At 64.8% G+C, this 11366-nt stretch carries 12 protein-coding genes; 8 read left to right on the forward strand and 4 right to left on the reverse strand.

Annotated elements, in window-relative coordinates:
- The first annotated feature begins 12 nt into the window (after positions 1 to 12).
- From IG122_RS00785 to IG122_RS00810, 6 genes are all read left to right on the forward strand, one after another.
- Positions 13 to 939 (forward strand): histone deacetylase family protein, encoded by a 927-nt coding sequence (locus IG122_RS00785; RefSeq protein WP_193179515.1) that lies wholly within the window; start codon positions 13 to 15, stop codon positions 937 to 939.
- A gap of 79 nt (positions 940 to 1018) precedes the next feature.
- Entirely contained in the window at positions 1019 to 1267 is a 249-nt protein-coding gene (locus IG122_RS00790; protein WP_193179517.1) for an exodeoxyribonuclease VII small subunit, read from the forward strand.
- Between the two features lie 41 nt (positions 1268 to 1308).
- Positions 1309 to 2196: a polyprenyl synthetase family protein gene (locus IG122_RS00795; RefSeq protein WP_193179519.1), complete on the forward strand. Its 888-nt coding sequence runs from the start codon at positions 1309 to 1311 to the stop codon at positions 2194 to 2196.
- Positions 2197 to 2216: 20 nt separating this feature from the next.
- The gene (gene dxs, locus IG122_RS00800) at positions 2217 to 4136 is read left to right on the forward strand and encodes a 1-deoxy-D-xylulose-5-phosphate synthase (RefSeq protein ID WP_193179521.1); all 1920 of its coding nucleotides are present in this window, start codon (positions 2217 to 2219) and stop codon (positions 4134 to 4136) included.
- 8 nt (positions 4137 to 4144) lie between these two features.
- Complete coding sequence (locus IG122_RS00805; protein WP_193179523.1) at positions 4145 to 4897, forward strand: TlyA family RNA methyltransferase; 753 nt, start codon at positions 4145 to 4147, stop codon at positions 4895 to 4897.
- Between the two features lie 30 nt (positions 4898 to 4927).
- The gene (locus IG122_RS00810; RefSeq protein ID WP_193179525.1) at positions 4928 to 5872 is read left to right on the forward strand and encodes a DUF2806 domain-containing protein; all 945 of its coding nucleotides are present in this window, start codon (positions 4928 to 4930) and stop codon (positions 5870 to 5872) included.
- Between the two features lie 79 nt (positions 5873 to 5951).
- On the opposite strand, the gene IG122_RS00815 is transcribed toward IG122_RS00810, so the two are convergent.
- Complete coding sequence (locus IG122_RS00815) at positions 5952 to 6227, reverse strand: hypothetical protein (RefSeq protein ID WP_193179527.1); 276 nt, start codon at positions 6225 to 6227, stop codon at positions 5952 to 5954.
- A 140-nt stretch (positions 6228 to 6367) separates the two neighbouring features.
- Between IG122_RS00815 and IG122_RS00820 the strand changes: the two genes are divergently transcribed.
- Together IG122_RS00820 and IG122_RS00825 are read left to right on the forward strand one after the other, a co-directional pair.
- The gene (locus tag IG122_RS00820) at positions 6368 to 7288 is read left to right on the forward strand and encodes a LysR substrate-binding domain-containing protein (RefSeq protein ID WP_193179529.1); all 921 of its coding nucleotides are present in this window, start codon (positions 6368 to 6370) and stop codon (positions 7286 to 7288) included.
- 230 nt (positions 7289 to 7518) lie between these two features.
- Positions 7519 to 9135, forward strand: a complete 1617-nt coding sequence (locus IG122_RS00825; RefSeq protein WP_193179531.1) for a BCCT family transporter — start codon at positions 7519 to 7521, stop codon at positions 9133 to 9135.
- Positions 9136 to 9193: 58 nt separating this feature from the next.
- Here the strand turns inward: IG122_RS00825 and IG122_RS00830 are convergent, their stop codons facing one another.
- From IG122_RS00830 to pncA, 3 genes are read right to left on the reverse strand one after another with little or no spacing between them, the layout of a single operon-like run.
- Positions 9194 to 9949 carry an SDR family oxidoreductase gene (locus IG122_RS00830; protein WP_193179532.1) on the reverse strand — a complete coding sequence of 252 codons (756 nt, stop codon included), beginning with the start codon at positions 9947 to 9949 and terminating at the stop codon, positions 9194 to 9196.
- A 52-nt stretch (positions 9950 to 10001) separates the two neighbouring features.
- Positions 10002 to 10718: a type 1 glutamine amidotransferase gene (locus IG122_RS00835; protein ID WP_193179533.1), complete on the reverse strand. Its 717-nt coding sequence runs from the start codon at positions 10716 to 10718 to the stop codon at positions 10002 to 10004.
- On the reverse strand, positions 10715 to 11347 hold the full coding sequence (gene pncA, locus IG122_RS00840) for a bifunctional nicotinamidase/pyrazinamidase (protein ID WP_193179534.1): 633 nt from the start codon (positions 11345 to 11347) through the stop codon (positions 10715 to 10717). The genes IG122_RS00835 and pncA overlap by 4 nt, the downstream gene beginning before the upstream one ends.
- Between the last annotated feature and the right edge of the window lie 19 nt (positions 11348 to 11366).

The raw sequence follows: 11366 nt of genomic DNA on the forward strand, positions 1-11366 counted from the left end.
GGAGGGACGGAAATGACGACGATGCTTTTCACCCATGCGGATTGTTTCGGCCACGATCCGGGCCGCATGCATCCGGAGCATCCGGCTCGTCTGAAGGCCATTCTGAACGCGCTCGACGCGGAGGAATTCGCGGCGATCGAGCGCCGCGAGGCGCCGAAAGCGACCGTGGAACAGATCGCCCGCGCGCATCCGCTGGATTATGTCGAGGCGATCCTCGATGCCGTACCTGAAAGCGGCGAGCGGCATCTCGACGGCGACACGGTGATGACACCGGGAACTGGCGACGCGATCCTGCGCGGATCCGGCGCGGCCTGCGCGGCGGTCGACGCGGTGCTCGGCGGTGAGGCGAAGAACGCTTTCTGCGCCATGCGGCCGCCGGGACACCATGCCGAGCCGCGCACGCCCATGGGGTTCTGCTTTTTCAACCAGATCGCGGTCGGGGCCGAGCAGGCGCGGGCCGTGCATGGGCTGCGCCGTGTCGCGATCGTCGATTTCGACGTGCATCACGGCAACGGAACCCAGGCGATCTTCGAGGCCGACGGCGGCGTCTTCTACGCCTCCACGCATCAGACGCTGCTGTTTCCGGGAACCGGGAAACAAAACGAGCGCGGCGTCGGCAACATCTGCAACGTGCCGCTGCCTCCGATGGCGGGCAGCGAGCAGTTCCGCGCGGCGATCAGCGAGATCATTTCCCCGAAGCTGATCGATTTCCATCCGGAGCTTCTCATGATCTCGGCCGGGTTCGATGCCCATATCGACGATCCGCTCGCCTCACTCTGCCTCACCGAGGAGGACTTCGCCTGGGTAACCGAGGAGCTCATGCGTGTCGCGGATCTCGTCTGCGACGGGAAGATTGTCTCGGTTTTGGAGGGCGGTTACGACCTCGAAGCGCTGGCGAATTCGACGGCGGCGCATGTCCGGACGCTGATGAAAGCCTGAGTGCGGACCGAGCCCGCCCGGCCTTGTAACGCGGGCGGGCGGGAACTATTGTCGGGCAACGGTCCGAAGGAGATGCCTCTTGAGCGAAAACACATCCGCAGAAATCGGTGCCCTCAGCTTCGAGCAAGCGCTGGAACAGCTTGAAGCGATCGTCGGCAAGCTCGAATCCGGCAGCGGTACCCTGGATGATGCCATCAATGCCTATGCGCGCGGAGCGGAACTCAAGGCCCATTGTCAGAAGAAGCTGGACGAAGCGCGCATGAAGGTTGAAAAGATCCGGCGCCCGGACGGCGATGGCGCTCTTTCCGCCGAACCGTTCGACAGCTGATCCATATTTCCGTCAAAGACTGAGCAGGACCGATACCGGACATGACCGATCTTAAGGACGCGATCGCGAGCTGCGCGCGCGAGGTCGAGCGCGTAATGGAATTCCTGTTGCCAGAGGCCGACGATGCCGAGGCGCGCCTGTTCGAGGCGATGCGTTATTCCTGCCTCGGAGGCGGCAAGCGGCTGCGTCCATTCATCGTCCAGCAGTCGGCCAAGCTCTTCGCCGTCGATCCGCGTTGCGCTTACCGCGTCGGCGCGGCGGTGGAATTCATGCACTGCTATTCCCTGATTCACGACGATCTGCCGGCGATGGATGACAGCGATCTGCGCCGCGGTCGGCCGAGCTGTCACAAGAAGTTCGACGAGGCAACCGCGATCCTCGCGGGCGACGCGCTGCAGGCTCTGGCCTTCGAGGTGCTGTCTGCGGAAGAGACCAGTTCCGACGCCTGGGTCCGCGCCCAACTGGTTGCCGGCCTCGCGAGGGCGGCGGGCGGTACCGGCATGGTCGGCGGCCAGATGATCGACCTGCTCGCCGAGGACGAGGAGATCGATATTTCGGCGATCACCCGGCTGCAGCGCATGAAGACGGGCGAGATCTTCGCCTTCGCCGCGACCTCGGGCGCGATCATGGGACACGCGACCAAACGTCATACCCATGCGCTGCATTCCTTTGCGCAGGAGCTCGGGCTCGCCTTCCAGATCGCGGACGATCTGCTCGATTACGAGGGGGATTCCAACACCACCGGCAAGCCCGTCGGGCAGGATGCGAGCGCCGGAAAAGCGACCTTCGTCTCCATCCTCGGGCCCGAACGGGCCCGCGCTCAGGCGAAGCTGCTGGCGGAACAGGCGGCCCGCGCCCTTGATTTATTCGGTGATCGGGCAGACCTTCTGAAACAGGTCGCCGCCTATGTCGTCGATCGTACGCATTGAGCCACCGCGCTGATTTGGACATGCCTGACCGCAGAACCCCGCTTCTGGACCGAGTTCGCGTTCCCGCAGATATGCGGTCCTTCACAGACCCGCAGCTGAAACAGCTGGCGGAGGATCTGCGTCGCGAGACCATCGACGCGGTCTCCGTAACCGGCGGGCATCTCGGCGCCGGGCTCGGCGTGGTCGAGCTGACGGTGGCGATCCACAATGTCTTCGACACGCCGCGAGACAAGGTGATCTGGGATGTCGGCCACCAGGCCTATCCGCACAAGATCCTGACCGGGCGCCGCGACCGCATCCGCACCCTGCGTCAGGGCGGCGGGCTGTCCGGCTTCACCAAGCGCTCCGAGAGCGAATATGATCCGTTCGGCGCCGCACACAGTTCGACCTCGATCTCCGCGGGCCTCGGCATGGCGGTGGCGCGGGATCTGAAGGGCGAGGATTTCAATGTCGTCGCGGTGATCGGCGACGGCGCGATGAGCGCCGGCATGGCCTACGAGGCGATGAACAATGCGGGTGCCTTGCGCAACCGTATGATCGTCGTCCTGAACGACAATGACATGTCGATCGCGCCGCCGGTGGGAGCGCTGAGCGCGCATCTCTCGCAGCTAATTTCCTCGAAGCCGTTCCGCAGTCTGCGCGATCTCGCCAAGCAGTTCGCCCAGAACCTGCCGAAGCCGATGGAGGAGACCGCGCGCCGGGCCGAGGAATTCGCCCGTGGCATGGTCACCGGCGGCACATTGTTCGAGGAACTCGGCTTCTACTATGTGGGGCCGGTCGACGGGCACAATCTCGATCATCTGCTGCCCGTGCTCCGTAATGTCCGCGACATGGACCGCGACCGCCCCGTGCTGCTGCATGTCGTGACCGAAAAGGGGCGGGGCCATCCCTTTGGAGCGCCGGCGGCGGACAAGTATCACGCGGTGCCGAAATTCGACGTTGTGACCGGCGAGGTGAAGAAACCGGTCTCGAATGCGCCGAGCTATACCGCGGTCTTTGCCGACGCGCTGGTTACGGAGGCGCGGGAAGACGAGCGCATCGTCGCGGTGACGGCGGCCATGCCGTCCGGAACGGGGCTCGACAAGTTCGCCAAGGCCTTTCCAAAGCGCAGCTTCGATGTGGGTATTGCCGAGCAGCATGCCGTGACCTTCGCGGCCGGCATGGCCTGCGAGGGCATGAAGCCCTTCGTGGCGATCTATTCAACCTTCCTGCAGCGCGGCTACGACCAGGTTGTGCACGATGTCGCGATCCAGAAGCTGCCGGTGCGCTTCGCCATCGATCGCGCGGGTCTCGTCGGAGCCGACGGAGCGACCCATGCCGGGGCTTTTGACCTCGCCTATCTCGGGTGCCTTCCGGATTTCGTCATCATGGCGCCGTCGGACGAGGCGGAACTGGTCCGTATGGTCGCGACCGCCGCGGCGATCGACGATCGTCCGAGCGCATTCCGCTATCCGCGCGGCGAGGGTGTCGGCGTCGAGCTGCCGGCGCGCGGCGACGTGCTGGAGATCGGCAAGGGTCGGATCGTGCGTGAAGGCACCAGGGTCGCGCTTCTGTCGCTCGGCTGCCGGCTGCAGGAATGCCTTGTCGCGGCGGATGAACTGGCGGCGCGAGGGCTTTCAACCACAGTGGCCGACGCGCGCTTCGCCAAGCCGCTGGACCGGGACATGCTGCGCCGTCTCGCTGCGGAGCACGAGGTCCTGATTACCGTCGAGGAAGGCAGCATCGGCGGCTTTGCGAGCCAGGTGCTGCACGCACTGGCCGAGGACGGTCTGCTCGAGTCCGGTCTCAAGGTCCGGCCGATGGTGTTGCCCGACCTGTTCCTCGATCACGATGCGCCGGCCCGGCAGTACCATCTGGCCGGGCTCGATGCGGAAGGCATCACGAACACCGTTCTGGCCGCGCTCGGCGTCGACAGGGCCTCGGCACCCGCCCGCGCCTGAGTTCCCTCATGTCTTCCAAAACGCCTTCCGAACGCCTCGACACGGCGCTCGTGAGCCGCGGGCTTGTCGACAGCCGCAGCCGCGCGCGGCAATTGATCGAGGCGGGAGACGTGATCGTCGACGGCATCGTGGTGACCAAAGCGGCGGCAAAGATCTCTCCGGCACAGGTGCTGGCGCTGGCTGAAACGGCGCATCGCTGGGCCTCCCGCGCGGCGCTGAAACTTGTTCATGCGCTTGATCATTTCGCGATCGATCCGGCGGAGAAGATCTGCCTCGATGTCGGTGCCTCTACCGGTGGCTTCACCGATGTCCTGCTCGATCGCGGTGCGCGCCGTGTCCATGCCGTCGATGTCGGGCACGGCCAGCTGATACCGCGCCTGCGCGACGACAGCAGGGTCGTGGTCTACGAACATCTGAATATTCGCGATCTCACACCAGAGATGATCGGGGAGCCGGTCGGGCTGATCGTTTCCGACGTCAGTTTCATCTCCCTGAAGCTGGCCTTGCCGGCGGCGCTTGCCTGTGCGGGAGAGGGCGCCGGGCTGATCGCGCTGGTCAAACCACAGTTCGAGGTCGGCCGGGCGCGGATCGGCCGCGGCGGGATCGTGCGGGACGAGCGCGCGCGACGGGATGCGCTGGAAGAGATCGGCGGATGGCTCGAGCAGGGCGCGGGCTGGCAGGTATGCGGCGCTACGGACTCGCCGATTTCCGGAACAGACGGGAATCAGGAATACTTAATTGCCGCGCGAAAACCGTGCTAGGCTTCCGCCGGTAACAGTAAGGCTCTGTGCATGACCGAAGCAGACCGCAAGACTTCCGCCGCGGGACGGGCCAAGAGCCGGTCGAAGAAACCGGCGGCGACGTCTTTCGATCCCGCGTGCCTCAGATTCAGCGAAATGCTCGCCTACGGCCTCGGCGCCAGCGGGCGGAGCTGGCTGGACGCCGTGCGCAATGGCGACGACCGTGAGGAAAGCGGACTTATCGAGCGCGCTGCGGCCCGGGTCAGCGAGCGCGACCTCCGCCGGCAGCAGAATATCGAGGCGATTTTCTCCCTCGCCATGACCATGCTGAAGGACAATGCGGACGCGGACGGGCATGTCGATCCGGACTGGAGCGTGCGCTTCATCGAGGCCGCATCCGATTGCGGCGACCGCGCCGGCCAGGAAATGTGGGCGGCTTTGCTGGCGCTGGAGGCGGAAGAGAGCGGCGCTGTCCCGCCGGTGACATTCCGTGTCATGAGCACGCTCAATCGCGCCATGATCCGCTGGGTGGCGATCCTCGCGAAGTTTCGGATCAACAACTTCCTGGTCCGGCTGTCCGACGAGTTCTTCGGCGCGCGGGAACTGACCGGCGACTGCATCCTGCTGCTGGAGGAATACGGCCTGCTCCGGACAAACCGGGACCTCAGCAAGGTCTTCAGCTCGCAGAGGGAAGACCATTTCACGACCAACCTGCTTTATGCCGACAAGGTCGTGCGGGTCAGCCACGACGATCCGGCAGCGGACCTGACGCTACCTTGTTATCGCCTGAGCGAAGCGGGGACAGCGCTCGCCCGCGCTGCCGGGCGTCTCTCGCGCGTCGAGGCGGACCTCGATTATCTGCTGGAAATCGTGAAGCTGGTCGAGGCGCAGGGCTATACGGTCGCCCAGGCGGATATCCTGGCGCGTAGGTCCGACACCATCGTGTCGAAACATTCGCCCTTCTGCGAGCTCCGGACCTTGAACCTGAAACGCTGACAGCGAGTCTGCGGATAAGAAAAAACGGGCGATGCGTTGAGCATGGCCCGTTTTTGTATTTTACGATGGAAGCCCTCGGTCATGCGGGCTGGCGGCGTGAGTCCGCTTCGGTTTCGACGATGGTCAGCGCCTTGCAGAGCAGTTTGGCTTCCTGAGCGGTCAGTTTGGCCTGTCGCGAAAGCCGGCGGAGCTGTTCCGCCGCATCGCCGAGAGAGGCAAAACGGGACGGCGTCTCTACGGCTTCGGTGACGTCGCTTCTCCGCCCGGCCTGGCCGCGGGCGAATTCTTTCCAGACGGTGACGTCGTGGGTCAGTCCGCCGGCGCCGTTCAGGAATAGGTAAAGAGCATGTTGCATAACTTTTCCTCACTCGTTCGTGTGTCCGTCACTCACTTCATGACAGGGAATATCGTTCGGAAAAGACGCAAGAACAAATGATTGATTTTCACCTATTATGTTAGTTATTTTTACATATTATGAGCAGGAGACTTCCCCCCTTGACCGCGCTCCGGGCCTTCGAGGCGGCGGCCCGTCTCGGCGGCGTAAGCAAGGCCGCGGACGAGCTGAACGTGACCCATGCGGCGGTCAGCCATCAGATCCGCGCGCTCGAGGAATGGTTCGGCCTTGCGCTCTTCGACCGGGTCGGGCGGACGATCCGGCCGACGGCGACGGGGCGACGCCTGCTGGCGTCCGTATCCGCCGCTCTGGACACCATCGCGGGCGCGGTGGAGGAAATCTGTCACGATGCGAGCCAGCGGGTGCTGACGGTTTCTTCGGCGCCGTCGGTCGCCTACAGGCTTCTGGTGCCGAGACTGGCCGGCTTCACCGCGCTGCAGCCGGATGTCGAAGTGCATATTCACCATTCCGTGACGCTGTCGAACTTCACCACCGACGGCGTCGATATCGCGCTCCGCTTCGGTCGCGGCGACTGGCCCGGCACCGTTTCGAAGAAGCTCATGCCGGGATATGCCCAGCCGCTGGCAAGCCCGATCCTGCTCGAGCGGGAAGGTATCGCGCTGTCGGACCTGCCGCTTTCGCCGGAACGGATCGCGCAACTCCCCCTGCATCACGAGGATACGACGCTCTTCTGGCGCACCTGGTTCGACGCGGCCGGAGCCGGAGGGACGCAGTTCAGGCGGGGAGCGGTTTATTATGATGCGGCGACGATCCTGAATGTCGCGGTGGCCGGACAGGCGGCCGTCCTGGCGCGGCCGGCCTTGGCGCTCGACGAGCTCAAGAAAGGTATGCTGGTTCCGCTTTCCGACGTCAGGATCGATGAGGATGCCGGATATTTCCTGGTCTATCCGCGCGAGAAGGCATCCGATTCGCTGATTCTGGCCTTCGATGACTGGGTCGTGTCGGAATTGGCGCAATATGACGCCAAGGGGACATTTTCCGAAAAGGCGCTGAACCCTTAATTTGACCGAGATCAGACGCGATTTGCGGGTATTTCCAGCTCTCCAAATCGAGAAAGCGTCGCAATGCGGATATAGCCGCTTTTTTGACTCGACCATCCTGACTGGCACAATGACGGGCAGCAAAGAGAGCACGCGGGAAGCGGCGTGCCGGTCCGGACAGCGTGCCGGATCCCGACCTTGACCTGAAATGAGTCCGGTCTGCCGAGCCAATGGCGGCCAGGGGAGGCATTATGAGCGACGTAGCAGATCGCGGCCCCGACGGGGACGCGAACGTTATCGATACCGACTACGAAGTCGGTCAACACAACATACAGCCGCAGATCGGCCGGTTCGGGATGGACATCCATAACCCGGTATTCGCGATCTCTGCGGGCAGCATCATCCTGATGGTGTTCTATTCACTGGCCCTGCCGGAACAGGCGGGGGCGTTCTTCGGGTGGCTGCGGCCGACCCTCACATCCGGTTTCGACTGGTTCTTCCTCTTGGCCGGGAACGTATTCGTCGTGCTGACGCTGGCGCTTATCGTCTCGCCGCTCGGCAAGATCCGGCTCGGCGGAACCGAAGCGAAACCGGACTATTCCTATCCCGGCTGGTTCGCGATGCTGTTCGCGGCCGGGATGGGCATCGGCCTGATGTTCTTCGGGGTCTCCGAGCCGATCTCGCATTTCTCCTCGTCCGTGGCGGACGGAGCGGGCGCGCCGGACAGCTGGGCGCCGCTTGCCGGCGCGGCGGGTGACGCCGCGGAGGCCCAGCGCCTGGGCATGGCCGCGACGATCTTCCACTGGGGCCTGCATCCGTGGGCGATCTATGCCGTCGTGGCCTTGGCCCTGTCGCTGTTCGCCTATAACAAGGGGCTGCCGCTCAGCATACGCTCGATCTTCTATCCGATCTTCGGCGAGCGGGTTTGGGGCTGGACCGGCCATATCATCGACACGCTGGCGGTCTTCGCGACCCTGTTCGGGCTTGCGACCTCCCTCGGCATCGGGGCGGAACAGGCCAATGCGGGGCTCAACTTCCTCTTTGGCATTCCGGTGAGCGACACCTCCAAGGTGGTGCTGATTTCCGGCATCACGGGCATCGCGCTGGTGTCCGTCGTCGCCGGCCTCGACGCCGGAGTGAAGCGGCTCTCCGAGATCAACATGATACTCGCCATCCTGTTGCTCGGCTTCATCATCGTGGTCGGCCCGACCCTCGCCATCGTCACCGGGTTCTTCGGCAATCTCGGCGCTTATCTGCAGTATCTGCCGGAGCTCTCCAATCCGTTCGGCCGCGACGACGCGAATTTCTCCCAGGGCTGGACCTCGTTCTACTGGGCCTGGTGGATTTCCTGGTCGCCGTTCGTCGGCATGTTCATCGCCCGGGTCAGCCGCGGCCGGACCGTGCGCGAGTTCCTGTTCTGCGTGCTGATCGTGCCGTCTATCGTTTCCGTGCTCTGGATGACGGCCTTCGGCGGCACCGCGCTGTCGCTGCTTCAGGCGGGGCATCAGGAGATCGCAGACGCGGCGCTCGAACTGAAGCTCTTCACCATGCTCGAACAGCTTCCGCTCGCGGGCATCACCTCCTTCATCGGCATCGTGCTGGTGATCGTGTTCTTCGTGACCTCGTCCGACTCCGGCTCGCTGGTCATCGACACGATCACAGCCGGCGGCAAGGTCGACGCCCCGGTCCCGCAGCGGATCTTCTGGGCGACCTTCGAAGGCATGGTCGCGATCGCGCTGCTGCTCGGCGGCGGGCTCGGCGCGCTGCAGGCGGCCTCGGTCTCGACCGGCTTGCCGTTCGCGGTGGTGCTGCTGCTCGGCTGTGTCTCGCTGGTCAAGGGACTGATGAGCGAGCCTAAGGCGAAGTAGGACCACTCCATCAAACAAAAGGCCGCCGGGCTGCGATGTCCGGCGGCCTTCTTTTTTCCTAGATGCGTGTCGGTTCCACCAGGATCTGCGAGACATTGACGCCTGCCGGTGCCGTCATCGCGTAGAGGATCGCATCCGCAATCTCTTCCGGTGCGAGCGTTCCCGGGGCGTTGTCGTAGAACTCGGTCGCACGGTCGCCGTCGCCCCAACGGCTCTCCGCGAACTCGGTGCGGGTGAGGCCGGGCAGGACTTCCGTCACCCGGATATCGGTCTTGCCGAAATCGAGCCGGAGGCCGTCGGTGAAGGCGCGGACGGCGAATTTCGAGGCGTTGTAGATGCTGCCGCCGGGATAGACCCGGAGCCCCGCGGTCGAGCCGAGGGTGACGATATGACCGGTCCCGCGCGTCGCCATCTGGTCGATCACCGCACGGCAGACCCGGATGGTGCCGTTCACGTTGGTCTCGATGATGTTGGCCCAGGTCTCGGCGTCGGCCTGATCGAAGCGGGCGCGTCCGCCGACATCGTGGCCGGCACAGACCACGGCGCCGTGGATGTTGCGCCATCCCTCGGGCATGCGTTCGATCAGCGAGGCGGTGGAGTCCGGATCGGCGACATCGAGCTGCAGCGGCAGGCAATGGCCCGGGCGGTTCTTCGCCATCGTCTGAAGACGGTCCATGCGCCGCGCCGCGGCGATCACACGGGCACCCTCGGCAAGCAGGCGCTCGACTGTTGCGGCCCCGATGCCGGAACTGGCGCCCGCCACCAGCACGATTTTGTCTCTCAGATTGAAGCGTTCCATCGCCGTGCCGTTCATCGCCTTGATTTAAAAAAGCTTTCGTCCAGCTTCGCCGGGCGCCGGGGCGCGGTCAAGTGCGTGCGGCGGCGACGAAGTCGATCCAGCGTCCGGTGAAGCTGTCGCAGAAGGCGCAGGCCGCCGGCTCGTTCCGGTCGAGCGCCGACGGGAGCGCGGTCCGCCAGTCAGGCTTCCGCTCGTCGAGATGGGCGGACGCGGCGGAGCTCCAGCGTTCGGCCAGGGTCCTGTCGACCTCGAAATGGAACTGCGTGCCATAGCTGACCTCGCCGACCCGGTAGCCCTGGTTCACGTAGTCCGTGCCGGTCGCCAGCAGGGTGGCATCCGGCGGCAGCTCGAACGTGTCCGAATGCCACTGGAAGATCGGCACGCCGGGATCGAGCAGCGACATCAGCGGATCCTCGCGGCCGGCCGCGTTCGGCGTGATCGGCACATAGCCGAATTCAAGCGGTTGGGCGAGGATGTTGCGGCCGCCATGGGCGCGGGCGAGAAGCTGCGAGCCGAGGCAAATGCCGAGCACTGGACGGCGGGCCCGGTCGGAGGCACGCATCAGGTCCATCAGGGAGCCGAACCAGGGCGAGCCGCTATCGTCGAGCGCGTCCTGCGCACCGCCGAGCACGATCATGGCATCGTGATTGTCGGGCGACGCGGGCAGGGGCGTTCCATTGAAAGGCCGGACGACTTCAGTCTCGACGCCCCGCTCGAGGAAGGTCTTCGCCATGCGGCCGATATCGGTGCCGGCGAAATTCTCGACGATCAGGATACGCATCATGCGGCTTTCAGGCGGTCGCTGGTGGTGAGCGTGACGCCCCGTTCGGTCATCTCCGCCCTCGCCGCGGCAAGCGACCCCTCGAGGTCGATGGCCCGGCAGCCATCTTCGAGAACGGTGGCGCCGAAGCCGAGCGAAACCGCGTCGATGGCGGAGTAATGGACGCAGAAATCGGTCGCCAGCCCCACGAGGACGATCTCCCCGATCCCGCGGTCCCGGAGCGCGCCGGCGAGGCCGGTGCTGGTCTTGTGATCGTTCTCGAGGAAGGCGGAATAGGAGTCGATATGGCTGTGGAAGCCCTTGCGGACGACCAGGGTGGCCCGGTCCGTCTCCAGATCGGCATGGAAAGCTGCACCTTCGGTGCCCTGGACACAATGCGTCGGCCAGAGCACTTGCGGGCCGTACGGCATCTCGATCATGGAGAACGGCTCGCCGCCCGGGTTGTTGGCGGCGAAGGAGGCATGGTCGGCCGGGTGCCAGTCCTGCGTCAGGACGACATGATCGAACGTCTCCATCAGCCGGTTCGCGAGCGGCACGACGGCGTCCCCGCCGGCCACGGCAAGCGCGCCGCCGGGGCAGAAGTCGTTCTGGATGTCGACCACGATCAACGCGGTGTTGGGAGCGGTCTTCATTGCATTTCTCCGCCGGACG

This window comes from Nisaea sediminum (genome assembly GCF_014904705.1).
GTDB lineage: Bacteria > Pseudomonadota > Alphaproteobacteria > Thalassobaculales > Thalassobaculaceae > Nisaea > Nisaea sediminum.

Excerpts from the sequence above, each read along its gene's own strand:
- IG122_RS00785 (WP_193179515.1), top strand. The coding sequence starts at position 13 with ATGACGACGATGCTTTTCACCCATGCGGATTGTTTCGGCCACGATCCG.
- IG122_RS00795 (WP_193179519.1), top strand. The coding sequence starts at position 1,309 with ATGACCGATCTTAAGGACGCGATCGCGAGCTGCGCGCGCGAGGTCGAG.
- dxs (WP_193179521.1), top strand. The coding sequence starts at position 2,217 with ATGCCTGACCGCAGAACCCCGCTTCTGGACCGAGTTCGCGTTCCCGCA.
- IG122_RS00805 (WP_193179523.1), top strand. The coding sequence starts at position 4,145 with ATGTCTTCCAAAACGCCTTCCGAACGCCTCGACACGGCGCTCGTGAGC.
- IG122_RS00810 (WP_193179525.1), top strand. The coding sequence starts at position 4,928 with ATGACCGAAGCAGACCGCAAGACTTCCGCCGCGGGACGGGCCAAGAGC.
- IG122_RS00815 (WP_193179527.1), bottom strand. The coding sequence starts at position 6,227 with ATGCAACATGCTCTTTACCTATTCCTGAACGGCGCCGGCGGACTGACC.
- IG122_RS00825 (WP_193179531.1), top strand. The coding sequence starts at position 7,519 with ATGAGCGACGTAGCAGATCGCGGCCCCGACGGGGACGCGAACGTTATC.
- IG122_RS00830 (WP_193179532.1), bottom strand. The coding sequence starts at position 9,949 with ATGAACGGCACGGCGATGGAACGCTTCAATCTGAGAGACAAAATCGTG.
- IG122_RS00835 (WP_193179533.1), bottom strand. The coding sequence starts at position 10,718 with ATGATGCGTATCCTGATCGTCGAGAATTTCGCCGGCACCGATATCGGC.
- pncA (WP_193179534.1), bottom strand. The coding sequence starts at position 11,347 with ATGAAGACCGCTCCCAACACCGCGTTGATCGTGGTCGACATCCAGAAC.